This window comes from Nakamurella lactea DSM 19367 (assembly GCF_000426645.1).
Lineage (GTDB): Bacteria > Actinomycetota > Actinomycetes > Mycobacteriales > Nakamurellaceae > Nakamurella > Nakamurella lactea.
In genome coordinates, this window is sequence record NZ_KE384549.1 from 277,000 (window position 1) to 301,612 (window position 24,613).

A 24,613-nucleotide genomic window follows, 5' to 3' on the forward strand; every position below is an offset into this window, starting at 1 on the left:
AGGGGAGCAAGGACGCAATGACGGACCGCGCGGGACCGGCCACCCCCGATGCGGGCGGACGACGTACCGGGGTCGACCGGATCTGGACGATCCCGAATGCGCTGTCGGTGCTGCGATTGCTCGGCGTGCCGTTGTTCCTGTGGCTGCTGCTCGGCCCGAAGGCCGACGGCTGGGCGCTGGTGGTGCTGATCGTCAGCGCGATCACCGACTGGGCCGATGGCAAGCTGGCCAGGCTGCTCGGCCAGTACAGCAAGCTCGGTGAGCTGCTCGACCCGGCGGCCGACCGGCTCTACATCTTCGCCACGCTGATCGCCTTCGTGATCCGCGGGATCATTCCGTGGTGGGCGGCGGCCATCCTGATCGCCAGGGACCTGCTGCTCGGCCTGTGCATCCCGCTGCTGCGCCGACACGGCTATCCGCCGCTGACCGTGCACTACCTGGGCAAGGCCGCCACCTTCTGTCTGCTCTACGCCTTCCCGTTGTTGCTGCTGGCCCAGGGCGACCTGTGGATCCAGCAGGTCGCCAAGCCGTTCGGGTACGCGTTCACGGTCTGGGGGATGGGCCTGTACCTGTGGGCCGGTGCGCTCTACCTGTCCCAGGTGTGGTGGGTGCTGCGGCACACGCCCGTGCTGCCGCCCGAACGACGTCCGACGCGGATCGCCGGTGGCTGACCGCCGGCCCTCGGACGGTGAGCCGGACCGCCGGCCTGCGGACGGCGAACCGGACCGCCGGCCTGCGGACGGCGAACCGGACCGCCGGTTCGGCATGTCCTGGCTCGCCGGTCTCGGCCGGGACGCGCTCGACCCCGGCTACGCGGAGGCCGCCCGCCGCCGGCACGGCACCACGCGTACCCGTGGCCGGGCGATCGCTGTCTCCTGGGTGGTGGTCGCGATGGTGCTGGCCGGGCTCGCGGTCGGCGTGGCGGTGCGGTCCAACCAGATCAACGAACCGAGCGCGGCCAGGGCCAGGGCCGGCATGCTGGCCGACGTCGACCGGGCTCAACAGCGGGCGGTGGCACTGGAGGCCACCGCATCCTCGCTGGCCGATCAGATCCGGGTCCGGCAGCAGGAGCTGGGCGCCGGCGGCGCCCTGCAGAGTGTCGCCGACCTGCAGGCCGAGGCGGCGATGACGCCGGTGCAAGGCCCCGGTCTGCGAGTGCTGATCGACCGGGCCGACGGCAGCAACGTGATCCTGGACCGGGACGTGCAACTTCTGGTCAACGGGCTCTGGGTGGCCGGGGCGGAGGCGGTCACGGTCGGCGGCGTGCGGCTCAGGGCGACCAGCGCCATCCGGCAGGCCGGCGGCACCATTCTGGTCGACAACAAGCCGACGTTCTGGCCGATCACCATCGACGCGATCGGCCCGCTGAACAGCATGCATGTCGCGTTCGCCGAGACCTCCGGCTACGGCCGGTTCGCCGGGTTCGCGGCCAACTACGGCATCACCTTCGAAGTGAGTGACGTCGCGTCGCTGTCGTTGCCGGCGGCCCCTGCACTGGACTGGCGGTATGCCGAGCCGGGCACCGGCACCGCGACCGCCTCAGCCCCGGCAACCGGGCCCACCCGATGAGGACGCTGTCGACCGAGAAGGAACGGAGCTGACGATGTACGCCTTTATCGCTGTGGTGGTCGGGATCGTCGCCGGGCTCATCCTGTCGCCGACCATCCCGGACTGGATGGCGCCCTATCTGCCGATCGCGGTGATCGCCGCGCTGGACGCGTTGTTCGGCGGGGCAAGGGCCTGGCTGGAGAAGATCTTCGACGCCAAGGTGTTCGTCGTGTCGTTCATCGCGAACGTCCTGGTGGCGGCGTTCATCGTGTTCCTCGGCGACCAGCTGGGGGTCGGCGCGCAACTGTCGACGGCGGTGGTGGTGGTACTCGGGATCCGCATCTTCGCCAACGTCGCCGCGATCCGGCGGTGGGTGTTCAAGGCGTGAGCGACGACCGCGGGGATGACGGACCGGACGGGGACCGTCCGGTGGAACACGGGTCGCACCGCCGTTCCGACGAGCAGACCGACGGCGGCAATCACCTGGGCGGTCCGCTGGTGGCCGGCGTCATCCTGTTGTTGTGCGCATTGCTCGGATTCGGTATCGCCACCCAGGTTCGCCGGACCGCGGCCGGCGACAGCCTGGCGGCGATGCGACCGGACGACCTCGTACAGATCCTGGATGGGCTCCAGCAGCGCGAGGACGACCTGAATTCCGAGGTGGTGGCGCTGCAGAGCACGCTGGCCCGGCTGCGGGTCGGCGGTGCGTCGTCCGGCCAGGCGCTGGCCGAGGCGCAGCGTCAGGCGGAGCAACTGGGCATTCTGGCCGGCACCGTCGCCGCCCACGGTCCTGGGATCAGGATCACCATTGCCGACCCGGCGAAATCGGTCGAGCCCGAGGTGCTGCTGGATGCCGTGCAGGAGTTGCGCAACGCCGGAGCCGAGGCGCAGCAGATCGACGGGATCCGGATCGGGATGGACTCGGCGTTCACCGGCGACCGCAGCCAGATCCTGTTGGACGGCACGCCGGTGACCCGGCCGATCCTCATTGTGGCGATCGGGGACCCGCCCACCCTGGCGGCGGCGATGGCCATTCCCGGCGGCGTCGTCGATTCGGTCAAACGCACCGGGGCGCGGATCGAGGTGACCCAGTCGAACACGGTGGTCGTCGACGCCTTGCGGCCGGTGCGTACGCCGCAATACGCTCGCCCGACCGGGTGATCCGTTCGCCCGGCGCACGCCGTCACACCGTTCGGCGTCATCCAGCCGAAAATCATTGCGAGAAAGGGCAGTCACCGTGATCCCAGAGGACCTGCGCTACAGCTCGGACCACGAGTGGGTTCGACCAACCGGCGAGGGGACGGTGCGGGTCGGGATCACCGACTTCGCGCAGAACTCGTTGGGAGACATCGTGTACGTCCAGCTGCCCGACCTGGGCAGCACGGTGTCCGCGGGCGACACGATCGGCGAGGTCGAATCGACCAAGTCGGTGTCGGACATTCTGGCCCCGGTGGCCGGCACCGTCACCACGCGCAACGACGCGTTGGACGCGACCCCGGAGACGGTGAACTCCGATCCCTACGGTGACGGCTGGATGATCGAGATCCAGCTCGACGATCCGTCGGAGGTCGACGGACTGCTGGACGCCGCGGGCTACGCCGCCGTCACCGGCGAGCAGTAGCCGAGGCGTTCACCTCGTCCCGCCAGGCGACCAGGTCCCTGACCCGGCCGAAGTCGTACGGCGGCTGCTGGAGCGCGGTGGTGATCAGCCGGGTGCCGACGTCGAAGAGCCGCTGCGCATTCGCCGCGTAGTCGTCGACCCGCTCGGTGAGCCGACCGGGAGTGAAGGCCACCCCGGCGCTGCGTTCGATCTGTCGCGGGTCCCGCCCGATCTCGGCGCACCGGCTGTCCAGCACCCGATGCTTGTCGGCGATCACCTCGGGTGTCCCGTAGCCGTGCCAGATGTCGGCGTGCCTGGCGACGATCCGCAGGGTCTTGCGCTCGCCCCCGCCGCCGATCAGCACCGGGATCTTCCGGACCGGCGGCGGGCGGAGCCGGGACCACCGCTGCTCGATCAATGGGAGATCCCGGGCCAACGCGTCCAGCCGGCCGCCGGCGGTGCCGAACTGGTACCCGTACTCGAGGTAGTCCCGTTCGGCCCAGCCGGAGCCGATGCCCAGGATCACCCGGCCGTTCGCGATGTGGTCGACGGTGCGCACCATGTCGGCCAGCAGCTGCGGGTTCCGGTAGGAATTGCAACTCACCAGCGGGCCGAGCTCGACCCGTTCGGTCGCCTCGGCCCAGGCCGCCAGGATCGTCCAGCACTCGAAGTGAGCGCCGTCCGGATCGCCGGCGAGCGGAAAGAAGTGGTCCCAGTTGAGCACCACATCGACCCCGGCCCGCTCCAGTGCGACGCAGGTGTCCCGCAGCTCCCGGTACTCGGCGTGTTGGGGGGCGATCTGCACGCCGATCCTGGCCGGGCGGGGATCGGTGACACCGGTGTCCGTCGATGAGCTCACCGAACGACGGTATCGACACGATCGGCCCGCCGGGCGGTGGGGATCGGGCCACGGCTGCCGCGGTGGCGGTGTCGCCGGGCGGCGCGGCACGGTACGGTCGAAGCCACGCAGTGTCGGGCGCGGCCACCGGGTCGGTCGTTCGGCACGGGTCGGCGGGGTACTCCCCGCCGAAGTACTTGAGCCCTGGCAGATGAAGGGAGCGACGGGTGACCGAGCAGGAGCGCGCGCAGACGGACGAATCGGCTGCCGCTACCACGTCGGTGTTCCAGGCGGTGCCGAACGGTGAGCTGGAGAAGCCGGGGGAGCAGACCCTGACCGGCCTGGAGGCGCTGCGCCCGGGAACCGCCCTGCTGGTGGTGAAGCGCGGCCCCAACGCCGGTTCGCGATTCCAACTGGACAAGCAGCTGGTGAGCGCCGGTCGGCATCCCGAGAGCGAGATCTTCCTCGACGACGTCACCGTGTCGCGGCGGCACGCGGAGTTCCGGCAGGTCGGCGACGGCTTCGAGGTGAGCGACGTCGGATCGCTCAACGGCACCTACGTCAACCGCGAACCGATCGAGACCACCACGCTGGCCAACGGGGACGAAGTGCAGATCGGCAAGTTCCGGTTGGTGTTCCTCACCGCCGGTGACGACGCAGGTCCCGTGGAATCGGACACGGCACAGGACGTCACGGGTCATCCGGCGTCATGACAGCAGCGGGGATGCCCGCCGGGCCGTCGTTGAGCATCGGTGCCGTTCTCGCCAAACTGAAGCCCGACTTCCCGGACGTCAGCATTTCGAAGATCAGGTTCCTGGAGACCGAGGGTCTGGTCGAGCCGGAGCGGACACCGGCCGGTTACCGGCAGTTCTCCACGGGCGATGTCGAACGGCTGCGATACGTGCTGGCCGCCCAGCGCGATCACTACCTGCCGCTGCGGGTGATCAAGGACCAGCTCGACGCGATCGATCGCGGCCTCGAGCCGGGCACCCCGGCGCCCCGGCTGCCGCGGTCCCTGGCGTCCACCGACGGCCCCAGCCCGGCGGACTTCGTTCCGTCAACGGTGGTGCGGATGACCAGGATCGAACTGCTCGCCGACTCATCGCTGAGCACCGAGCAACTGCGGGAGCTGGAGGGTTTCGGGCTGATCGGTCCTGGCGCCGGCGGCTGGTACGACGCGGACAGTGCGCTGATCGCCAGGACCGCGGCCGAGCTGCTGCAGGCCGGGCTGGAACCGCGTCACCTGCGGCCGTTCCGGACCGCCGCCGAACGCGAGACCGGGCTGGTCACCCAGCTGGTCTCGGCCCAGGCGAGACAGAAGGACCCTGACGCCAAGGAGCGGGCCGGGGCGGCGGCGGCCAACCTGGCCGCGGTGCTGCTGCGGCTGCATTCCCTGCTGGTCAAGGCGGGCCTGCGCCGCGAGCTCGGTGGCTGACCGGCGCCGCGCGCCGTTCGGTGCTGTCCGTGGCGACGATCTCGCGTGTACCGTCGGATCGAGACCAGATGTGGTGTCCGGAACGGTGATCGGGACGGACCCGGGCGTGGGTGCGGAGGCCAGATGATCGAGATGCGTATTGTCGGCGTCCGGATCGAGATGCCGTCGCAGCAGCCGATTCTCGTCCTCACCGAGAAAGACGGTCCGCGCAGCCTGCCGATCGTGATCGGCACCGTGGAAGCCACCGCCATCGCCATGCACCTGCAAGGCATGCGGCCGGCCCGGCCGTTGACCCATGATCTGCTCGGGCAGGTGATCAGCGCGCTCGGCCGCAGCGTGGAACAGGTGCGGGTGGTCGATTTCCGTGAGGGCACGTTCTACGGCGAACTCGCCTTCGACGACGGCACCTCGCTATCGGCCCGACCGTCGGACGCGGTGGCGCTGGCCGTGCGGATCGACTGCCCGGTGTTCGTCGCCGACGAGCTGCTCGACCAGGCGGGGATCGTGCTCGACGATGTCGACGAGGTGGTCGCGCCGATGGACGAGGAGGCGATGGATCCCGACGTCGACCCGGACGAGGAGGTACAGGCGTTCCGGGAATTCCTGGACTCGGTGTCGCCCGACGATTTCGGCCCCGAGGACTCCGGGCCCAGCTGACCGGATCCACGGGCACCCCCGGGGACGCCGCCGGCTAAGCCTCAAGTTCAGGTTGAGACACGCCGGGTCGATGATTGACCCGCGGACGGCTCGCGGCCTACCGTTCAGAGGAAGTCACGCTCGTGTGATTCGGTCCAGCAGGTCCAGCAGAAAGAGGGCGGCAATGCTCGAGTCAGGTTCTTCGGGCCAGGGTGCGCTCTTTCCGAACGACGCCGTACCGGACGAGCACGTCGGCTACCGCGGTCCGACCGCGTGCCAGGCCGCCGGCATCACCTACCGGCAACTCGACTACTGGGCCAGGACCGACCTGGTGATCCCGACGGTCCGCGGGGCCAAGGGGTCCGGCTCGCAGCGGCTGTATTCGTTCAAGGACATCCTGGTGCTCAAGGTGGTCAAGCGGCTGCTGGACACCGGCGTCTCGCTGCAGAACATCCGGGTGGCCGTCGACCATCTGCGGGCCCGCGGGGTCGACGACCTGGCGGGGGTGACGCTGTTCTCGGACGGCACCACCGTCTACGAGTGCACCTCGCCGGAGGAGATCGTCGATCTGCTGCAGGGCGGACAGGGCGTTTTCGGCATCGCGGTGAGCGGCACCATGCGCGAGATCACCGGAACACTGGCCGAGTTCCCCGCCGAGCGGCTGGACGGCGACACCGTCGTCAGCCCGCCGCGGGACGAGCTGTCCGCGCGCCGGCAGTCGCGCAACGTCGGCTGACGGACAGCCTCCAGAACCGCACCGATCCGGCCTGCGCCATTGGCGCCGGGCCGGATTTCGGCTGTCCGGGCCGACTTTCGGCCGGCCGGGCCGAGCGCTCCGACCGGGCCGAGCGCCGCAAATCGTTAGCCAAACTAATGAGCTAAACTAAGTATCGTGAATTCACCCCTGAGCCCCGACGAGGTCGCGATGCTCAGGTCGTCGCTGATGGTGCTGGCCCGCCGGCTGCGGAACACCACGCTCGGCAACGAGCTGTCGGCGACCGCCTTCTCGGTGCTGGTCAGGGTGAACCGGGACGGGCCGATCGCCCCCGGGCAGCTGGCCAAGGCCGAGCACGTCCAGCCGCCGAGCATGACCAGGATCGTCGAGGCGCTGGAGGCCGGCGGCTACCTGAGCCGGGCACCGCACCCGAACGACGGACGTCAGACCCTGATGTCGGCCACCGACGCCGGCGTCGCCTACATCGAGGCGACCAGGGAGCAACGCAACAGCTGGCTGGTCCGGCACATCGATCAACTCGCACCGGACGAACAGGCTGCCCTGCGGTCCGTGGTCCCGGTGCTGCAGCGAATGACGGAACTGCCGTGACCGAACGGCTGACCGCACCGGGGCCCGCCGGTCCTGGCGATGCCCCGGCACCCGGGCAACGGAAGGCGGCCACCCCGGAACGGACCAAGACGTTCGCATCGCTGCGAGTCCGCAACTACCGGCTGTACTTCCTGGGCGCGCTGATCTCGAACAACGGCACCTGGATGCAGCGGATCGCGCAGGACTGGCTGGTCTTCTCGCTCACCGGCTCGTCGTTCGCGGTCGGCGTCACCACGGCACTGCAGTTCGGCCCGATGCTGTTCTTCGGCCTGCTCGGCGGGCTGATCGCCGATCGCTACCCGCAGCGCCGGCTGCTGCTGATCACCCAGGTCATCCTCGGGTTGCTGGCGACGACCCTCGCGGTGATCACCCTGACCGGTGTGGTGCAGGTCAACTACATCTACCTGGTGGCGCTCGGTCTCGGGCTGGTGACGGTGATCGACAACCCGGCCAGGCAGACCTTCGTCGGGGTGATGGTGCCGCAGGGCCTGATGCGCAACGCGGTGTCGCTGAACACCGGCAACTTCCAACTCGCCAGGCTCACCGGCCCGGCGATCGCCGGTCTGCTGATCGCGGCGGTCGGCCCGGGCTGGGCCTTCGCGGTGAACGGGGCGTCGTTCGTCGCGGTGATCGGCGGCCTGCTGCTGATGCGGCCGGCCGAATTCCAGCCGCTCGAGCGCGCCGCCCGCGGACGCGGTCAGCTGCGCGAGGGGCTCAAGTACGTCGCGGCCCGGCCGCAGCTGCTGTGGACCATCGCGCTGGTCTTCTTCATCGGCTGCTTCGGGTTCAACTTCCCGATCATCCTGACGGCCTATGCCGGGGTCATCTTCCACGGCGGACCGGGCTTGTACGGCTGGCTCAATTCGACGATGGCGGTCGGCTCGCTGCTGGGCGCCCTCATCGCCGCCCGGCGGGCCACCGCGTCGATGAGCATGCTGTTCGCGATGGCCGGGGTGTTCGGCGCGGCGCTGATGGTGCTCGGGGTGGTCCCATGGCTGGTCACCTTCCTGCCGCTGCTGGCACTGACCGGGCTGGCCGGGGTCAGCTTCAACACGATGGCCAATTCGTCCGTGCAGCTGGCCACCGACCCGTCGCTGCGCGGCCGGGTGATGAGCCTCTACTTCCTGGTGATGATGGGCTCGACGCCGATCGGCTCGCTGACCGTCGGCTGGATCACCGAGCACTGGGGCGCCCACGTGGCACTGCTGATCACCGGTGCCATCTGCGGGCTGGCCAGCGTCGGCTGCGGTCTGTTGGCGGCCCGGCAGGCCGGCATCTCGGTCCGGGTCGACCCGCGGCGCGGGCACCAGCACCTGGTGCTGGCCCGGCGGAACAGCTGAATTGATTGGTTCGCCGGCCGCGCTGTGTTGATTGGTTCGCCGGCCGCGCTGTGTTGATTGGTTCGCCGGCCGCGCTCGCTGGCGGTCACGATCCCGCTCCTTCGTCGCGGGTTCGTGTCCTCGCATCGCTGTGCCGGCGAACGTGAGGTGGCCGGTCGGGTGACTCCTTCGTCGCAGGGTTCGTGTCCTCGCATCGCTGTGCCGGCGAACGTGAGGTGCCCGGTCGGCTAACGCCGTCGTCGCGGGTTCGTGTCCTCGCATCGCTGTGCCGGCGAACGTGAGGTGGCCGGTCGGGTAACTCCGTCGTCGCAGGGTTCGTGTCCTCGTATCGCTGTGCCGGCGGACGAGGGCGGAGTGCGGGTCAATCGGTCAGCGGTCCTGCATCGACTGCGCGACCAGGGTGACGGCCACCCCGGCCACCCCGAGTGTGAGGCCCCAGGCCGGGGAGCCGACGGCGAGGATCGCCGCCGCCGCGATCACCGTCAGCACCGGGCCGAGCACCAGCCGGCCCGGCCGCGGCAGCCGCCGCGGCGCCTTCGGCGACATCCAGCGACCCCAGACCGCGACCAATGCAGCGAGCGCGACGACCGCGGCCAGCCAGCCGAGCGCGCCGCCGTCGACCGATCGGTAGGCGGCCACCGCGACGGTGACGGCGAGCGCCACCTCGACCGCGAAGGCCGCGGTGCCGACCGCCCACTCCAGCGGGGTGCCGGGCACCCCGGCTTCGCGGGCTCCGGCGGGGCTACGGGTCGGGCGCGGTGCGGTGTTCGTCATGAGCTCAGTCTGGACCCTTGGCGCGCACGAAACAAGAGCACTGCTCACAAAAGTGAGCGGCAGTCGCAGATTCAGCCGTTCGGCGTAGCCGGGCCGTGCTCGGCGAGGTGCTCCGTCAGCCTCGCCTGGATCGCCGCCATCAGCTCACGTTTGCCGGCCTCGGGAAGGAACGATGCGCCGACGGCGTTGCCGGCCAGCGCCGCCACCCCGGCCGCGTCCAGGTCGAGCAGCGCAGCGGCGATGCCGTACTCGCGGTTCAGCGTGGTGCCGAACATCGGCGGGTCGTCGGAGTTGATGGTGACCAGGACGCCGGCGTCGACCATCGCCCGGAGCGGGTGCTCGGCGTAGCTGGCAACCGCCCGGGTGGCGATGTTCGAAGTCGGGCAGACCTCCAGCGGGATCCGGTGCTGTGCAAGGTATTCCAGCAGGGCCGGGTCCTGGGTCGCCGAGGTGCCGTGACCGATCCGCTCGGCGCCGAGCGACTCCAACGCGTCCCAGATCGTCTGCGGCCCTGTCGTCTCGCCGGCGTGCGGCACCGAGTGCAGGCCGGCCGCCCTGGCCAGGTCGAAGGCCGGCTTGAACTTCGGCCGCGAGGTGCCCACCTCGGGGCCGCCGAGGCCGAACCCGATCAGCGCGTCGGGCCCGTGGTCCAGCGCCATCCGCAGCGTCTGGTCGGCCGAGTTCTCGCCGAGCTCGCCGGGGATGTCGAAGATCCAGCGCAGCACGATCCCGTGGTCGCGCTCGGCGGCTACCCTGGCATCCTCGATCGCCTCGACGTAGCCCTCGATCGGCACCCCGGCCCGCACGGAGGTGTGTGGGGTACAGGTCAGCTCGGCGTACCGGATGTTCTGCGCGGCCATGTCCGTGGCCACCTCATAGGTCAGTAGCCGGATGTCCTCGGGGGTGCGGATCAGCGCCACCGTCGCCAGGTAGAGCGCGATGAAGTGGTCGAAGTCGGTGAAACGGTAGAACTCGGCCAGTTTCGCCGGATCGCTGGGCACCACTCCCGGGTGTCGCTCGGCCAGCTCGGCGACGATCCTGGCTGACGCCGAGCCGACGTGGTGGACGTGCAGTTCGGCTTTGGGCAGGGTGTCGATGAAGGACTGCAGCTGCGGTGTGGGACTGGGAACGGCGGTCGTCATGACCAGAATCCTGCCGCACGAACGGGGCGAACCCGGAGCGGGTGGCGCTGGTACCGTTGGCGCTGTCGATGACCCCCGGCGGGAGAGCCGTCATCCGGTCGATGGTGACCGGGCGCGGCGCCGAAGGAGCAAGAGCTCCCCACCAAACTCTCAGGCCAGCGAACCGCCGGGACGAGGCACCTCTGGAAAGCAGTCGGCGTCCGCATGGGCGTGCCGGCTCGCCGAAGGGGCAAACGGCTGTATGCCGTGAAGCTCTCAGGCAGCCATGACAGAGGGGGAGAGCGCGTACCGGCCAGCCGGTGGGCGTTCTTCCGGCCACCCGTGGCCGCCGCTGTTCCCGGACCAGAGTTCATCGACAAGTTCCGGCGCCCGCGCCGGTCGGAGACGAGATTTTCATGTCGCAGCAGCCTTCCACCGGCACCGATCACCTGCCCGGCTCCGAAACCGAGCTCGCCGCCGAGGCCCGCCACTTTCCGCTGGGCGGCGCCGCGCCGATCGACCCGACGGTGTTCGCCGACCGGCACATCGGCCCGGACTCGACCGGGCTGGCCGCCATCCTGGACGCCCTCGGCACCGCCGATCTGGGCGCGCTGGCCGACGCCGCGGTGCCGGCCACCATCCGGATGACGGGTGAGCTCGACCTGCCGCCGGCCGCCACCGAGGCCGGCGCGCTGGCCGAGCTGCGGGCGTTCGCCGCGAAGAACACCCCGATGGTGCAGATGATCGGGATGGGCTACCACGACACCCTGGTGCCCGGCGTGATCCAGCGGAACGTGCTGGAGAACCCGGCCTGGTACACCGCCTACACGCCGTACCAGCCGGAGATCAGCCAGGGCCGGCTGGAGGCGTTGCTGAACTTCCAGACCGCGGTCGCCGACCTGACCGGGATGGACATCGCGAATGCCTCGATGCTGGACGAGGCGACCGCGGCGGCCGAGGCGATGACGCTGATCAAGCGCACGGCGCGGTCGAAGTCGCAGCGGTTCGTTGTGGACGCGGACACCCTGCCGCAGACCGTCGCGGTGATCCGCACCCGCGCCGAACCTCTGGGCATCGAGGTGCTGGTGGCCGATCTGTCCCAGGGGCTGCCGGTCGGCGACTTCTTCGGCTTGCTGCTGAGCTACCCGGGTGCCTCCGGCGCGGTCCGCGACCACCAGGAGCTGATCGCCGATGCACACCAGCGCGAGGCGAAGGTCGCGGTGGCCACCGATCTGCTGGCGCTGACCCTGCTGCGCGCACCCGGCGAGATCGGCGCCGATGTCGCGGTCGGATCGTCCCAACGATTCGGCGTGCCGCTGGGTTTCGGTGGCCCGCACGCCGGTTTCATGGCGGTCCGTTCGGACGTGCAGCGGCAGCTGCCGGGCCGGCTGGTCGGCGTCAGCCACGATGCCAACGGCAACCCCGCGTACCGGCTGGCGCTGCAGACCCGCGAGCAGCACATCCGCCGCGAGAAGGCCACCAGCAACATCTGCACTGCGCAGGTGCTGCTGGCCGTGATGGCCTCGATGTACGCCGTCTACCACGGCCCGGAGGGGCTGACGTCGATCGCGACCCGGGTGCACGAGCAGGCGACGCTATTGGCGGCTGCCTTGCGCCAGGGCGGAGTGACGATCGAGCACGAGAGCTTCTTCGACACGGTGCGGGCGGTCGTCCCCGGCCGGGCCGCCGCGGTGGTCGCCGCGGCCAGGGCCGGCGGGATCAACCTGTGGCAGGACGGCGACGACGCGGTGCAGATCTCCGTTTCGGAGGCCACTACCGGTGACCAACTCGCCGCCGTGATGACGGCGTTCGGGGTGATCGACGCCGGGCAGGGAACGTTCGTCGGCTACGGCTCGTCCTCGATCGCGACACCGCGGGACACCCCGTTCCTCACCCACCCGGTGTTCCACGCCCACCGCAGCGAGACCGCGATGCTCCGCTACCTGCGCCGGCTCTCGGACATGGACCTGGCGCTGGACCGCTCGATGATTCCGCTCGGCAGCTGCACGATGAAGCTGAACGCCACCACCGAGATGCAGGCCGTGACCTGGCCGGAGTTCGCCGGGCTGCACCCGTTCGCGCCGCTCGAAGACGCGGCCGGGATGCTCGAGCTGATCGAGCAGCTGGAAGCCTGGCTGGTCGAGATCACCGGCTACGCCAGGGTTTCACTGCAGCCGAATGCCGGATCGCAGGGTGAGCTGTCCGGCCTGCTGGCGATCCGCGCCTACCACCGCAGCCGCGGCGAAGAGCACCGCACCGTCTGCCTGATCCCGGCCTCCGCGCACGGCACCAACGCGGCGTCGGCGGTGATGGCCGGGATGAAGGTGGTGGTGGTGGGTACGGCCGCGGACGGGGCGGACGCCGGCAACATCGACATGGCGGATTTGCGGGCCAAGATCGATCTGCATGCCGACAACCTGGCGGCGATCATGGTGACCTACCCGTCCACCCACGGCGTGTACGAGGACACCATCACCGAGCTGGCCGATTTGGTGCACGCCGCCGGTGGGCAGGTCTACGTCGACGGAGCGAACCTGAACGCGCTGGTCGGGCTGGCCAGGCCGGGCACCTTCGGCGGCGACGTCTCACACCTGAACCTGCACAAGACGTTCTGCATCCCGCACGGTGGCGGCGGCCCAGGGGTCGGGCCGGTGGCGGTGCGCGAGCACCTGGCGCCGTTCCTGCCCGGCCATCCGCTGGCCGACCTCGGCGTCACCGCGCCGGAGGACGGTGGGGTGGGCGCCATCTCCGCGGCGCCGTGGGGCAGCGCGTCGATTCTGCCGATCAGCTGGGCGTACATCCGGATGATGGGTGCCGACGGGCTGCGCCGGGCCACCCTGACCGCCGTCGCCTCCGCCAACTACATCGCCCGCCGGCTCGACGAGCACTACCCGGTGCTCTACACCGGGGCGAGCGGCTTCGTCGCGCACGAGTGCATCCTGGATCTGCGGCCGATCACCGCGGCCACCGGCGTCACCGTCGACGATGTGGCGAAGCGGTTGGCCGACTACGGTTTCCACGCCCCGACGATGAGTTTCCCGGTGGCCGGCACGCTGATGGTCGAGCCGACCGAGAGTGAGGACCTGGTCGAACTGGACCGGTTCTGCGACGCGATGATCGCGATCAAGGCGGAGATCGACCGGGTGGCTGCCGGTGACTGGCCGGCGCAGGACAACCCGCTGCACAACTCCCCGCACACCGCCGCAGTGCTGGCGGGGGAGTGGGAGCACCCGTACAGCCGCGCCGAGGCGGTCTTCCCGGCCGGCGTCACCCCGGCGCACAAGTACTTCCCGCCGGTCGGCCGGATCGACGGTGCCTACGGCGACCGCAACCTGATCTGCTCCTGCCCGGCTCCGGAGGCGTACGAGGACTGACCTGCGCCGGCGCTTATCAACATCGCAGGCGCTTTTGAAGTGGGCCGTTTTGTGACGAGAGTGGCGTGAGTCAACGGCTTCGCAAGCGGCTGCGAAGATGATAAGCGCCGGTCAGGTGGTTTCCTGGCGGGCCACGGCGGGCCGGCGGGCGAAGTAGGCGACCAGGAACGAGAGCACCAGGGCGATCAGCACGCCGAGGTTGGCGTAGGCCCAGGTGCCGTCCCGGCCGCCGAGGCCCAGCGGCCCGAGCAGGTAGCCCTGCCAGTTGTTCCAGGACGCGTCCTGGGCGAAGTTGTTGATCACCAGGCCCCAGCCGATCGCCGAGGTGACGACCATGGTGCCGATGGAGATCCAGTCGTAGGAGCCGTACCGGCCGCGGGCATCGAACAGTGCCTCGTCGTCATAGTCCTTGCGCCGCAAGGCGATGTCGGCCATCATGATGCCCGCCCAGGAGGCGATCGGGACACCGAGGGTGATCAGGAAGCTCTGGAACGGCCCGATGAAGCTCTCTGCGAAGAACACCACGTAGATGGTCCCGGCGGTCAGGATGACGCCGTCGATCAGCGCCGCGGACGGCCGCGGGATCCGCACCCCGAGGGACAACAGCGTCAGCCCCGAGCTGTAGATCCCGAGTACCGCGCCGCTGACGAGTGCCAGCACCGCGGCGATCAGGAACGGGATCAGGAACCAGGTCGGCAGTGCCTTGGCCAGCGTGCCGATGGGGTCGTCCTGCACGCCTTTGGCCAGCTGCTGCGACGAGCCGGCTAACGCCAGCCCGAAGGCGACCAGCAGCAGCGGTGCGATCGCCCCGCCGAAAGTGTTCCAGAACACCACCTTTGCGCCGGAGGCGGTGCGCTTCTGATAGCGCGACCAGTCGGCGGCGATGTTCACCCAGCCGAGTCCGAACCCGGTCATCACCATCACCAGTGCGCCGATCACCGCCGCCGCGGATCCGTTCGGGATCGCCAGCACCGTGGAGAAGTCGATCTCCTTGGCGGTCAGCACGATGTAGATGACGGTGACGATGCCGGTCAGCCAGGTCAGGACCGACTGCAGCCGCATGATCAGGTGGTAGCCGGCCACCGACGCGGTGACGATCAGCGCCGCGACCACCAGGGTGGCGATGATCTTCGTCGCCGCCCCGTTGCTCCACCCGAGTTGGTCGAACACCGTCGCGGTGGCCTGCACTGCCAGAATGGCCAGGAAGGTCTCCCAGCCGATCGACGTCAGCCAGGAGACGACGCCGGGCACCTTCTGGCCGGTGACGCCGAAGGCGGCCCGGCTCAGGATCATCGTCGGCGCCGAGCCGCGCTTGCCGGCGACCGCGACCACGCCGCAGACCAGGAACGACAGCACGATGCCGACCACCGAGACTCCGATGGCCTGCCAGAACGAGATGCCGAAGCCGAGCACGAAGGCGCCGTAGCTCATCCCGAACACCGAGACGTTGGCGGCGAACCACGGCCAGAACAGGTCCGACGGCTTCGCGGTGCGCTCAGCCTCGTCGATGATCTCGATGCCGGTGGTCTCGACGCCCAGCCGCTTCAGCTCACTCACATTGGGGTCGCTCATGGCGGTATCGTGCCCCACCGGCGGCGCCGCGTCACGCCGCCCGGCCGATGATTCCGGTCAGCAGCGGCCCCAGCCGGTCGGCGGTGCGCTCGGCGATGTTCACCACCTCGGCCGGATCGATGCCGCTCGGCTGGCCCTCGATCGCGGTCACCGTCGAGAGGCCGAGCAGTTCGATCCCGGATTCCCGGGCGGCGATCGCCTCCAGCACGGTCGACATGCCGAGCATGTCCGCGCCCGCGCGGCGGACGGCCGTCGCCTCGGCCCAGGTCTCGTAGTGCGGTCCGGGCAGCATCGCGTAGACGCCTTCGGCCAGCGACGGGTCGAGGTCGCGGGCGATGCCACGCAGTCGGGCCGACCAGGTGTCGGTCAGGTCGACGAACCGGGGCCCGACCAGCGGCGATCGCGCGGTCAGGTTGAGATGGTCGCCGATCAGCACCGGCTGCCCGAGCTGCCAGTCCGGCCGCAGCGCACCGTTCGCGTTCGCCAGGATCGCCAACCGGACACCGGCGGCGGCTGCGGTGCGGATCCCGTGCACGACGGGGTCGGTGCCGTGGCCCTCGTACAGGTGCGTGCGCCCCGAGTAGATCAGGGTGTGCACCGACTCGCCGTCCGCCCTGACCCCGTCGACCGAGTAGATGAGCCCGGCATGGCCCTCGGCGACCGGGGCCAGGAATCCGGGGACCTCGATCATCGGGAACGCGGCGATCGGCTCGCCGAACGACATGGCCGCCGGACCCCATCCGGATCCGAGGACGACCAGCGCGTCGTGGGTGTCCCGGCCGGTCAGCGCGGCGATCCGTCCCGCTGCGGCCGCGGCGACGGCGTAGGGATCGGTCGGCACGTCGTCAGACTAGATCGCCGACCGACCCGACCGCGGCGGTAGGCGGCGGCGCGGGCGCGGGCGTTGGGAGTCGGGAACCGCGGTGAAACTGTGCGCGTCGCAGTGACGTTCAGTAACCACTGGAAATTTACCGCGACTCTCTGTGACACCAGCCGGCCGAACGCCCGGTGCGCAGCGACCACCGACGACTGGGACGACGAGGACAGAAATGCCCACCACACTCAGCCAGGGCGATCTCACGGTCGCCGCCGATCGCCGCGATACCACCGTTCTGCTGTGGTGCGCCGCCGCGAGCCTCGGGCTGCTCCTGCTCAAGCTCACCGGGTCGACGTTCTCGGTGTCGATGATCCGCCGCGGCGCGGCGGCCACCGGCTCCGACGACCTGGTCAGCTACCTGCCGTTGCTGGCGCCGATCATCGGCCTGCTGGCCTTCCAGCTCGCGCCGCGCAGGTCGGCGCCGTGGTTGCTGCTGGCCGGCGCCGTGTGCGCCGCGCCGATGGCGATCCTGCAGCTGACCTCCGGCACCTACCATCCCGACCTGCTCCAGCTGGTGCTGATCCTGGGAGCGGGCGCTCCGGCATTCACCCTCATCGGCGTGCTGGCTGCGGCGACGGTGAGCTGGCAACGGGGGATGCGGTCGCCGGCCGCCTGCCTGATCGGGCTGGCCCTGGTGGTGCAGCTGGTCGGTCCGGTGGTGATCGCCAGCGCCGCCGGCGAGACGGCCCTGATCGGCGGCGCAGGCGCCGAGCTGGTCCGGACGCTGGCCCTGATCTTCCTGGCGATCGCCGCGGCCGGTGCCCTCGTCGCGATCGTGCACGGCGCCCGGGCCACCGGGTCCGACCGGCCGGCATCCGGCGGCCCGAGCTGGCGGGTGACGGCCGCCGGTTGCCTGGTGGCCGCCGGCCAGATGCTGCCGATCCTGTGGCAGCCGAGCATCGAGCGGGTCCGGAGCGGGAGCATCGACGAGAACTACCTCTACCTCGGCCTGGCCTTCCTGGCGATCGGGGTCGTCGTCTCGGCGGTGGGCGGGCTGCGGACTGTCGTCGCGGCGGCCGGCATCGGCCTGCTGATCGGCGTGTTCAGCGTGCTGTTGGCGCCGTCGGTCGAGGTGTTGGTCGAGATGCCAGCCGTTGCGGTGGCCGCCGGTGTCTGCAGCCTGCTGGCCGGTGGGGCGCTGGCACTGTCGCCGCACCGCGCGCGGATCGGGTACCTCGGCGTCTGCGCCGTGGCGCTGGGCCTGCTGGTGCTGTTCCTGGTGACCAACTCGGACCGGGCCTACGCCGGCTACCGCGGTTTCCTGTTGACCGTCACCCCGGTGCTGTTGGTGGTGGGGATCGTCGCGGCGGTCTCGGCCGTCGGTGCGATCGGCGACGCCCTGGCACAGCGCTGGGAGGCGCCGGCGGTGATCGCCGGGATGGCGACGGCCTTCGCCTCCGGAGCGGCGGCCATCTGCGCCTACTTCAGCCTGAACCACCCGCGGGGCAAGGCGGTGATCGTCGGACTGCTGCCGGTGACGGCGGTCGGGTTGATCATCGCCGCCGCTCTGGTCGCCGCGGTGGCCACGCGGTTCCGCTCCGGCTCGTCGACGCCGCCGGCTCCCGCCGGTCCGATGACGGCCTCGGAGGCGGTGACGACCTCGGGGGCGGTGACGTCGTCAGACCCGGTGACGGCTCCGCAACCGATGATCAATGACCCGGCACATTGGGATCGCACCGGCTGGGAATGAACCCGTTGACCGCACCGTTGCAGAAGATACTTGACGTATCAACTAAATCGGAGGCGGTCATGCAGTTCGGAATCTTCTCGGTCGGGGACGTCACGCCGGACCCGACAACCGGTCGCACGCCGACCGAGCACGAGCGGATCAAGGCGATGATCGCCATCGCCGAGAAGGCCGAGGAGGTCGGGCTGGACGTGTTCGCCACCGGCGAGCACCACAACCCGCCGTTCGTGCCGTCCTCGCCGACCACCATGCTCGGCTACCTGGCAGCGAAGACCCAGAAGCTGATCCTGTCCACCGCGACCACGCTGATCACCACCAACGACCCGGTGAAGATCGCCGAGGACTTCGCGATGCTGCAGCACATCGCCGACGGCTGGGTGGACCTGATGCTCGGCCGCGGCAACACCGGGCCGGTCTATCCCTGGTTCGGCCAGGACATCCGCAACGGCATCCCGCTGTCCCTGGAGAACTACGACCTGCTCCGCCGATTGTGGACCGAGGACGTGGTCGACTGGCAGGGCAAGTTCCGCTCGCCGCTGCAGTCGTTCACCGCCACTCCGCGGCCGTTGGACGGCGTCGCGCCGTTCGTCTGGCACGGCTCCATCCGCAGCCCGGAGATCGCCGAACAGGCCGCCTACTACGGCGACGGCTTCTTCCACAACAACATCTTCTGGCCGATGAGCCACACCCGGCAGATGATCGAGCTGTACCGCAACAGGTTCGAGCACTACGGACACGGCGACGCGGACCAGGCGATCGTCGGCCTCGGCGGACAGGCGTTCATCCGGAAGAACTCGCAGGACGCCGTCAACGAGTTCCGGCCGTACTTCGACCACGCCCCGGTCTACGGCGGCGGCCCGAGCCTTGAGGACTTCTCCCGGCAGACCCCGCTCACCGTCGGCAGCCCGCAGCAGGTGATCGAGCGCACGCTGAGCTTCCGCGACTATGCCGGGGACTACCAGCGTCAGCTGTTCCTGATGGACCACGCCGGACTCCCGTTGAAGACCGTGCTGGAACAGCTCGACCTGCTCGGCGAGGAAGTGGTCCCGGTGCTGCGCAAGGAGTTCGCCGCACTGCGGCCGGCGCACGTGCCCGCAGGGCCGACCCACGCGAGCCTGCTGGCCGCGCAGTCGGCGAAGAACGAAGCGAACGCACAGGAGCTGACGGTATGACCAGGATTGCCGTGCTGAGCGCCGGGCTGAGCAACCCGTCCTCCACCCGCCTGCTCGCGGATCGGCTGACCGACCGGGTGGTCGGCCGGCTGTCCACCGGATCGCCGGACGGTGACGACACGCAGGGCGGGGTGCGGGTCGACGTCATCGAAGTACGCGAGCTCGCGCACCCGCTGGCCGACAACCTGTTGACCGGGTTCCCCAGCGGCGCCCTGGAGGCGGCGATCGAGGCGGTCCGCGCCGCCGACGCGCTGATCGTCGTCAGCCCGGTCTTCGCCGCGTCGTACTCGGGCCTGTTCAAGATGTTCTTCGACGTGCTGGAACCCGATCTGCTGCGCGGCAAGCCGGTACTGCTGGCAGCGACCGCCGGCACCGCGCGGCACAGCCTGGTCCTTGAGCACGCGTTGCGGCCGCTATTCGCCTACCTTGGCGCGACCACGGTGCCGACCGCGGTGTTCGCCGCGTCCGAGGACTGGGGCTCGGCCGCCGCCGGCGGTCCCAGTCTGAACGACCGGATCGACCGCGCCGCAACGGAACTCGCTGCGCTGCTGGCTCCGGTGCCCGCGGTGTCCGGCACCGATCACGCCGACCGGGCCCGACCGCACCGGTGGGGGAGCGCCGACGGCTTCGAGCACCCGGTCGAGTTCACCGACCTGCTGCGGAGCGTGCAGGCCTGATCCTGCCGTCGGTGGCATGGTCGGTGGTGTCGTGATGGCGGAAACCAATCAGGTGGCGGGCAGCGGTGCCGATCCGGTCCAATGGACCGATGGCATCCAGCAAGAGCAGCAAGCCCACCCGCACCGGCGGCAGGAAGGCCGGCACGAAGCGGCCGACACCGCCGCACCTGGTCGAACCGAAGCTGAAGTACGTCACCGATCGGACGTACCAGGCCTACCACGCAGCGGTTTCCCGAGGCTTCCAGGAGGAGGACCGGCCGGAGATCGTCGAATTCGATCGTGGCTTGCTGGAGAACGGCCGGACGTTCGGATTCACCGACGGCGCGCGATGGGTCTCCACCTGTTGTGCGTTCAGCCGGTCGATCAGCGTGCCGGGTGGCGCCGATCTGCCGGTGGCCGCGGTGTCGGTGGTCACCGTTTCGCCTCCGTTCCGCCGCCGCGGTCTGCTCACCGCGATGATGAAGCACCAGCTCGAGGACGTTGCCCGGCGTGGCGAGCCGCTGGCCGCGCTCTGGGCGACGGAGTCGTTGATCTACGGCCGGTTCGGCTACGCCCCTGCGGTTTCCAGGGCCCGGTTGAACGGTGAGAACCAGCGGCTGCAGTTCCTGCCGGGGGTGCAGCCGACCGGCTCGGTCGACGAAGTGGACCGGGAGCAGTTCCTCTCGGTCGCCAGGGCCCTGCACGAAGCTGGTCGGGCAGATCGGCCGGGTGGGCTCAACCGCACCGATGTGTGGTGGGACGCCTACCTCTTCGATTTCGAGTTCAGCCGCGGCGGAGCCTCCGAGCTGCGATATGTGCTGCACTACAGCGATTCCGGTGACGTCGACGGGTTCGCCTACTATCGGTTCAAGGAAGATTCGGACGAGACGGGCCCGATCGGCGAAGTACGCATCAACGAGGTACGCGCCGACGATCCCGGCGCGGTTGCCGGCCTCTGGCGATATCTGCTCGACCTCGACCTGGCCAGAACGTTCCGCATGCGCAACGCACCCGTTGACGAACCGCTGCGGCATCTGGTGACCGATGCCAGGGCCGTCCGCACCGAGATCACCGACAGCCTGTACCTGCGGATCGTCGACCTGACGGCGGCGTTACGGGCCCGCCGCTATCTGACCGAGATCGACCTGGTGATCGAGGTGGCGGATGCGTTGCTGCCGGCCAACAACGGCAAGTTCCGGCTGCGGGCCGGTACCGACCATGCCGAGGTCACCAGGTCGAGGTCGGAGCCTGATCTGTCGCTGTCGATCCTGGAGCTGGGTGCCGTTTACCTCGGTGGCGTCCGGCTGACCGATCTGCATCGAGCGGGCCGGGTCGCCGAGCACACCGCCGATGCGGTAGCGGCTGCTTCGGCCGCCTTCGGCTGGCATCGCGAGCCGTTCTGTCCCGACCCGTTCTGAGCAGCCGGCCGGCCGGCTACTCAGGGCTGGACGGCCGCGACCAGCGCTGCCGGCAGGTCCGCGGTGTTGACGTGCTGGTAGCTGCCGTTGCCGGCGGCCGCCAGCTCGCCGAGGGCGTCGCCGGGCGCGGCGTCGCCGACCCCGATGACGTCCAGCCGCAGGCTCGGGTTGGCGTCGGCGATGGCGGAGATGGCGGCGATCACCGACGCCCGCGGGGTGTTCGGGGTCTGATCGGCGCCGTCGGTCACCAACACCACCCGGCCGGGCAGGGTAGCCGTTGCGGTCGTGGCCGCTTCGGTCATCACCGCAGGGGTGGCGGCGTAGTAGCGCTTCGCGCCGTCGGCGGTCAGCTGCCCGATTGCCTGCTGCAGAGCCGATTTCCGGATCCCGCCGTCGACCGCGCCGGTCAGCGGACCGGTGGTGACCAGCTGCGCGTAACCGGCGTCACCCGCGGTCGACGAGGTCTCCCACAGGCCGATCCCGACGTTGCCCGCGTTGCCCAGTACGTCCGTCAGCCCCTGCTGCAACCACTGGATCCGGGTCTTGCCGTCGATCACCGCCGCCCAGCTGGCCGCGGTGTCGACCAGCAGGGTGACATTGGCGCTGGGCGTTGCCGGTGGGGTGGTATGCACCGAACTGGTGCGGGTGGTGGCCGGTGGCCGGGAGCCGCTCGAGGTGGTCGGCTTGACCGCGGTGGTCGTGGTGGCCACCGTGCTCCTCGGTGTCGACGTGCTCTTGGGTGTTGTGGTGCGCGGGGTTGCGGTGGCAGAACCGGTCGGCGGCGCGATGATCCCGGCACCGGCCCCGGTGGACACCGAGGGCGTCGCGGCGCCGGTGGTTGACGAGCTGACCGCGGGCGGGCTGCCGGTGGCGCCATCGCCCGGCACCGTAGGCATGCTGCCCGGGAACCCGAGCGCCGCCGCGACGGCGGCGCTGACTCCGGCGTCGGCCGGCGGCAGCGGGGTGACCGGTGTGCTGCTCCGGACGCCGCTGCCGGCGGAAGACTTCGCCCCGGGCACCCGGAAATGCGCGGCCGTCAGTACCGCTGTGCCCTGCGGGCTCCTGGTGAACGCGGTGAACTGGCTGGCCGCGTCCCGCACGGTCGGGGTCACCCAGTCGGCGGACAGTGCCACCGCGAACAGCTGATCGCCGGCCGTCGGCCCGCTCGGATAAACGGCGGCGAGTGCCGAGTCGTTGCCGGTGTTGAACGCCGCGAGGTCCGCTTCGGTCACCGGGACGGCGCCGGGCGAGTTGCCGCCGGCGAGCTGATCGAGGGCGTCGCCGGTGGTGGGTTGATCGGTGCCGGCGGTGCGTAGCGACCGGAGCTCGGCAGCGCCGCGCTCGACCTTCGCGACGGTGACGGCCGCTCCGTCGGAACCCAGCATCGACTCCGCGGCGTACCCGGTCGCCCGGTTGGTCCGCGGATCGCTGAGCCGTAGTGGAATCGGCTTGCCGTCGGCACTGCGCGCCGACCCGCCCGATCCGAGTTCGGACGGCAGCTTCTGCCAGCTGAGTCCGGTTGCCCGCGCGGCGTCGGCGTCGCGCATCGCCAGTACCACCGGTGAGGTGGCCAGCGGGTCGGCGTCGCGGCCGGCGGTCAGATCTGACGCCTGCGCATCGACGTCCAGCAGTGTGCTGCCGTCGTCGGTCAGCCACACCCCAGGAGCGGGTTCGGACCTGCCCTGCCAGTGGTCGATCAGGGCGGCCGCCGCGGTCGGCCCCGGCAGGCTGGTGACGCTGGTGGTCAGGCAGGTGGAGCGGGCAACCGGCAGGGTGGCGTTGAAGGCGTCGCTGAGCGCCCTGGCTGCCGGCGAGGCGCCCGAGGAAGCGAGCAGCGGAAGGGTGGCGCTACCGGTGCACTCACCGGTGTCCGCGGCGTCGTGGTTGCGGAGCAGTGCGAAGTAGGCGATGGTGCCGGCCACCAGCACGACGATCACCGACAGCACCAGGATCGGCCAACCGGCGATGCCGCGCTTGCGTCCCTCGGCGATATGCCGACCCATCGAACCCTCCTGTGACGATCGTTGCCGTGCGGTCGGCAGACCGCGGATGCGGTCATCGCCGCAGCGATCGGTTGCCGGTGTCGAGCCGATCGGGTGAATGACCCGACCCGAGAACGCAGATCCGGTGCTCGAAGTGTTCACTGTAACGATGCGGTGCGCCGTGCGGCCGACGACGACCACACCCGGTGACCGATCCCCGGTACCGCGTCAGGGAGATCCCTGAGCAGCCCCTCGTCGCCCGAGGAAATGCCCTGAAGATCCCCCAGGATGCGGTTACGGGGTGGAAGCTGTGCCGAGTACCTGACACGATGGAGCAGACACCGCCCTGCCCGGGGCGGTTCGCGCGAGAGGATCCGAACCGATATGGCCAACCCGTTCGTCAAGGCTTGGAAGTACCTGATGGCGTTGTTCTCGTCGAAGGTGGACGAGTACGCGGACCCGAAGGTGCAGATCCAGCAGGCCATCGAGGATGCTCAGCGGCAGCACGCGGCGCTGAGCCAGCAGGCCGCCGCCGTGATCGGCAACCAGCGGCAGTTGGAGATGAAGCTGACCCGCCAGATGGGCGACGTCGAGCGGTTGCAGGCGTCCGCCCGCCAGGCGCTGGTGCTGGCCGACGAGGCCAGGGCCAAGGGCGACTCGGCCAAGGCCACCGAGTACGAGCAGACCGCCACCGCCTTCGCCACCCAGCTGGTCGCCGCCGAGCAGCAGATGGAAGACCTCAAGGGCATGCACGATCAGGCCCTGCAGGCGGCGGGACAGGCGAAGAAGGCCGTCGAGAACAACGCCATGCAGCTGCAGACCAAGCTGGCCGAGCGCACCAAGCTGCTCTCCCAGCTGGACCAGGCGAAGATGCAGGAACAGATCTCCTCGTCGATGCAGAGCATGCAGAGCATCGGCGCGCCGGGGAACACGCCGACCCTGGACGAGGTCAGGGACAAGATCGAGCGCCGGTACGCGAACGCGCTGGGCTCCGCCGAACTGGCCGAGAACTCCGTCGAGGGCCGGATGATCGAGGTGCAGAAGTCGACGTTGGACATGGCCGGCTCGTCGCGCCTGGAACAGCTCAGGCAGCAGTTGCACCCGGAACTCGCCGCGCAGCAGACCAGGGCGATCGACCAGTCGACGACCCCGGCAACGCCCGACGTGACCAAGCAGGCGGCGCCGCAGCAGCAGCCGAACCAGCAGAACTGACGCAGCTCAACACGCAGTCCCACCCGCAGTCCCACATCACGTCGGCG

Annotated in this window: 23 protein-coding genes and 1 riboswitch; of the genes, 17 read left to right on the plus strand and 6 right to left on the minus strand. The window is 70.0% G+C overall.

Going from position 1 to position 24,613, the window contains the following annotated elements:
• Nucleotides 1-17 precede the first annotated feature (17 nt).
• The 5 genes from K340_RS0122155 (at nucleotide 18) to gcvH (ending at nucleotide 3,169) form a co-directional block, all read left to right on the plus strand.
• Complete coding sequence (locus K340_RS0122155) at nucleotides 18-671, plus strand: CDP-alcohol phosphatidyltransferase family protein (protein WP_029138299.1); 654 nt, start codon at nucleotides 18-20, stop codon at nucleotides 669-671.
• Nucleotides 664-1,569 carry a DUF881 domain-containing protein gene (locus K340_RS34700; RefSeq protein WP_051267212.1) on the plus strand — a complete coding sequence of 302 codons (906 nt, stop codon included), beginning with the start codon at nucleotides 664-666 and terminating at the stop codon, nucleotides 1,567-1,569. Before K340_RS0122155 ends, K340_RS34700 begins: the two co-directional genes overlap by 8 nt.
• A gap of 34 nt (nucleotides 1,570-1,603) precedes the next feature.
• Nucleotides 1,604-1,936 (plus strand): small basic family protein, encoded by a 333-nt coding sequence (locus tag K340_RS0122165; RefSeq protein WP_029138300.1) that lies wholly within the window; start codon nucleotides 1,604-1,606, stop codon nucleotides 1,934-1,936.
• Nucleotides 1,933-2,709, plus strand: coding sequence for a DUF881 domain-containing protein (locus K340_RS0122170; protein ID WP_029138301.1), 777 nt, complete (start codon nucleotides 1,933-1,935; stop codon nucleotides 2,707-2,709). The genes K340_RS0122165 and K340_RS0122170 overlap by 4 nt, the downstream gene beginning before the upstream one ends.
• Before the next feature lie 76 nt (nucleotides 2,710-2,785).
• Entirely contained in the window at nucleotides 2,786-3,169 is a 384-nt protein-coding gene (gene gcvH, locus K340_RS0122175) for a glycine cleavage system protein GcvH (RefSeq protein ID WP_029138302.1), read from the plus strand.
• On the opposite strand, the gene K340_RS0122180 is transcribed toward gcvH, so the two are convergent.
• A complete protein-coding gene (locus K340_RS0122180; RefSeq protein WP_051267214.1) occupies nucleotides 3,153-4,007 on the minus strand; it encodes an LLM class F420-dependent oxidoreductase in 855 nt (284 codons plus the stop codon). The two genes, gcvH and K340_RS0122180, sit on opposite strands and share 17 nt — an antisense overlap.
• Before the next feature lie 206 nt (nucleotides 4,008-4,213).
• Between K340_RS0122180 and K340_RS0122190 the strand changes: the two genes are divergently transcribed.
• The 6 genes from K340_RS0122190 to K340_RS32420 all read left to right on the plus strand — a co-directional run bounded on the left by K340_RS0122190 (nucleotide 4,214) and on the right by K340_RS32420 (nucleotide 8,721).
• Nucleotides 4,214-4,699, plus strand: a complete 486-nt coding sequence (locus tag K340_RS0122190) for an FHA domain-containing protein (protein ID WP_029138305.1) — start codon at nucleotides 4,214-4,216, stop codon at nucleotides 4,697-4,699.
• Complete coding sequence (gene ftsR / locus K340_RS0122195; RefSeq protein ID WP_029138306.1) at nucleotides 4,696-5,421, plus strand: transcriptional regulator FtsR; 726 nt, start codon at nucleotides 4,696-4,698, stop codon at nucleotides 5,419-5,421. Before K340_RS0122190 ends, ftsR begins: the two co-directional genes overlap by 4 nt.
• A gap of 123 nt (nucleotides 5,422-5,544) precedes the next feature.
• The gene (locus K340_RS0122200; RefSeq protein WP_029138307.1) at nucleotides 5,545-6,078 is read left to right on the plus strand and encodes a bifunctional nuclease family protein; all 534 of its coding nucleotides are present in this window, start codon (nucleotides 5,545-5,547) and stop codon (nucleotides 6,076-6,078) included.
• A gap of 163 nt (nucleotides 6,079-6,241) precedes the next feature.
• Nucleotides 6,242-6,793, plus strand: coding sequence for a MerR family transcriptional regulator (locus K340_RS0122205; RefSeq protein ID WP_029138308.1), 552 nt, complete (start codon nucleotides 6,242-6,244; stop codon nucleotides 6,791-6,793).
• 156 nt (nucleotides 6,794-6,949) lie between these two features.
• Nucleotides 6,950-7,381, plus strand: a complete 432-nt coding sequence (locus tag K340_RS0122210; RefSeq protein WP_051267216.1) for a MarR family winged helix-turn-helix transcriptional regulator — start codon at nucleotides 6,950-6,952, stop codon at nucleotides 7,379-7,381.
• Entirely contained in the window at nucleotides 7,378-8,721 is a 1,344-nt protein-coding gene (locus K340_RS32420; RefSeq protein WP_245599681.1) for an MFS transporter, read from the plus strand. The genes K340_RS0122210 and K340_RS32420 overlap by 4 nt, the downstream gene beginning before the upstream one ends.
• Nucleotides 8,722-9,090: 369 nt before the next feature.
• On the opposite strand, the gene K340_RS32425 is transcribed toward K340_RS32420, so the two are convergent.
• The gene (locus K340_RS32425) at nucleotides 9,091-9,495 is read right to left on the minus strand and encodes a DUF2568 domain-containing protein (RefSeq protein WP_084614765.1); all 405 of its coding nucleotides are present in this window, start codon (nucleotides 9,493-9,495) and stop codon (nucleotides 9,091-9,093) included.
• Nucleotides 9,496-9,566: 71 nt separating this feature from the next.
• Nucleotides 9,567-10,637 carry an adenosine deaminase gene (locus tag K340_RS0122225; RefSeq protein WP_037366147.1) on the minus strand — a complete coding sequence of 357 codons (1,071 nt, stop codon included), beginning with the start codon at nucleotides 10,635-10,637 and terminating at the stop codon, nucleotides 9,567-9,569.
• Nucleotides 10,638-10,706: 69 nt separating this feature from the next.
• Nucleotides 10,707-10,813: riboswitch (glycine riboswitch) on the plus strand.
• A 219-nt stretch (nucleotides 10,814-11,032) separates the two neighbouring features.
• Here K340_RS0122225 and gcvP point away from each other — a divergent pair.
• Nucleotides 11,033-13,990: an aminomethyl-transferring glycine dehydrogenase gene (gene gcvP, locus K340_RS0122230; RefSeq protein WP_084614767.1), complete on the plus strand. Its 2,958-nt coding sequence runs from the start codon at nucleotides 11,033-11,035 to the stop codon at nucleotides 13,988-13,990.
• 111 nt (nucleotides 13,991-14,101) lie between these two features.
• On the opposite strand, the gene K340_RS0122235 is transcribed toward gcvP, so the two are convergent.
• Nucleotides 14,102-15,562: a purine-cytosine permease family protein gene (locus tag K340_RS0122235; protein WP_037366149.1), complete on the minus strand. Its 1,461-nt coding sequence runs from the start codon at nucleotides 15,560-15,562 to the stop codon at nucleotides 14,102-14,104.
• Between the two features lie 31 nt (nucleotides 15,563-15,593).
• Nucleotides 15,594-16,403 (minus strand): purine-nucleoside phosphorylase, encoded by an 810-nt coding sequence (locus K340_RS0122240; protein ID WP_029138313.1) that lies wholly within the window; start codon nucleotides 16,401-16,403, stop codon nucleotides 15,594-15,596.
• A 208-nt stretch (nucleotides 16,404-16,611) separates the two neighbouring features.
• Here K340_RS0122240 and K340_RS0122245 point away from each other — a divergent pair, with 208 nt between their 5' ends.
• From K340_RS0122245 to K340_RS0122260, 4 genes are all read left to right on the plus strand, one after another.
• Nucleotides 16,612-18,129 carry a hypothetical protein gene (locus K340_RS0122245; protein WP_029138314.1) on the plus strand — a complete coding sequence of 506 codons (1,518 nt, stop codon included), beginning with the start codon at nucleotides 16,612-16,614 and terminating at the stop codon, nucleotides 18,127-18,129.
• A 59-nt stretch (nucleotides 18,130-18,188) separates the two neighbouring features.
• Nucleotides 18,189-19,298, plus strand: a complete 1,110-nt coding sequence (locus K340_RS0122250; protein WP_029138315.1) for an LLM class flavin-dependent oxidoreductase — start codon at nucleotides 18,189-18,191, stop codon at nucleotides 19,296-19,298.
• Nucleotides 19,295-19,975 (plus strand): FMN reductase, encoded by a 681-nt coding sequence (locus K340_RS32430; protein ID WP_037366151.1) that lies wholly within the window; start codon nucleotides 19,295-19,297, stop codon nucleotides 19,973-19,975. Before K340_RS0122250 ends, K340_RS32430 begins: the two co-directional genes overlap by 4 nt.
• Nucleotides 19,976-20,064: 89 nt before the next feature.
• The gene (locus K340_RS0122260; protein WP_051267219.1) at nucleotides 20,065-21,372 is read left to right on the plus strand and encodes a GNAT family N-acetyltransferase; all 1,308 of its coding nucleotides are present in this window, start codon (nucleotides 20,065-20,067) and stop codon (nucleotides 21,370-21,372) included.
• 20 nt (nucleotides 21,373-21,392) lie between these two features.
• On the opposite strand, the gene K340_RS0122265 is transcribed toward K340_RS0122260, so the two are convergent.
• The gene (locus K340_RS0122265) at nucleotides 21,393-23,375 is read right to left on the minus strand and encodes a substrate-binding domain-containing protein (RefSeq protein WP_154674426.1); all 1,983 of its coding nucleotides are present in this window, start codon (nucleotides 23,373-23,375) and stop codon (nucleotides 21,393-21,395) included.
• 363 nt (nucleotides 23,376-23,738) lie between these two features.
• On the opposite strand from K340_RS0122265, the gene K340_RS0122270 reads away from it, so the two are divergent.
• A complete protein-coding gene (locus K340_RS0122270; RefSeq protein WP_029138318.1) occupies nucleotides 23,739-24,566 on the plus strand; it encodes a PspA/IM30 family protein in 828 nt (275 codons plus the stop codon).
• Nucleotides 24,567-24,613 lie beyond the last annotated feature (47 nt).

Coding starts and splice junctions, on each gene's coding strand:
- K340_RS0122250 (WP_029138315.1), top strand. CDS start 18,189: ATGCAGTTCGGAATCTTCTCGGTCGGGGACGTCACGCCGGACCCGACA.
- K340_RS0122270 (WP_029138318.1), top strand. CDS start 23,739: ATGGCCAACCCGTTCGTCAAGGCTTGGAAGTACCTGATGGCGTTGTTC.
- K340_RS0122245 (WP_029138314.1), top strand. CDS start 16,612: ATGCCCACCACACTCAGCCAGGGCGATCTCACGGTCGCCGCCGATCGC.
- K340_RS0122235 (WP_037366149.1), bottom strand. CDS start 15,562: ATGAGCGACCCCAATGTGAGTGAGCTGAAGCGGCTGGGCGTCGAGACC.
- K340_RS0122260 (WP_051267219.1), top strand. CDS start 20,065: ATGGCATCCAGCAAGAGCAGCAAGCCCACCCGCACCGGCGGCAGGAAG.
- K340_RS0122225 (WP_037366147.1), bottom strand. CDS start 10,637: ATGACGACCGCCGTTCCCAGTCCCACACCGCAGCTGCAGTCCTTCATC.
- K340_RS0122165 (WP_029138300.1), top strand. CDS start 1,604: ATGTACGCCTTTATCGCTGTGGTGGTCGGGATCGTCGCCGGGCTCATC.
- K340_RS32425 (WP_084614765.1), bottom strand. CDS start 9,495: ATGACGAACACCGCACCGCGCCCGACCCGTAGCCCCGCCGGAGCCCGC.
- K340_RS32430 (WP_037366151.1), top strand. CDS start 19,295: ATGACCAGGATTGCCGTGCTGAGCGCCGGGCTGAGCAACCCGTCCTCC.
- K340_RS0122200 (WP_029138307.1), top strand. CDS start 5,545: ATGATCGAGATGCGTATTGTCGGCGTCCGGATCGAGATGCCGTCGCAG.
- gcvP (WP_084614767.1), top strand. CDS start 11,033: ATGTCGCAGCAGCCTTCCACCGGCACCGATCACCTGCCCGGCTCCGAA.
- K340_RS0122155 (WP_029138299.1), top strand. CDS start 18: ATGACGGACCGCGCGGGACCGGCCACCCCCGATGCGGGCGGACGACGT.
- K340_RS0122265 (WP_154674426.1), bottom strand. CDS start 23,375: ATGGGTCGGCATATCGCCGAGGGACGCAAGCGCGGCATCGCCGGTTGG.
- ftsR (WP_029138306.1), top strand. CDS start 4,696: ATGACAGCAGCGGGGATGCCCGCCGGGCCGTCGTTGAGCATCGGTGCC.
- K340_RS0122205 (WP_029138308.1), top strand. CDS start 6,242: ATGCTCGAGTCAGGTTCTTCGGGCCAGGGTGCGCTCTTTCCGAACGAC.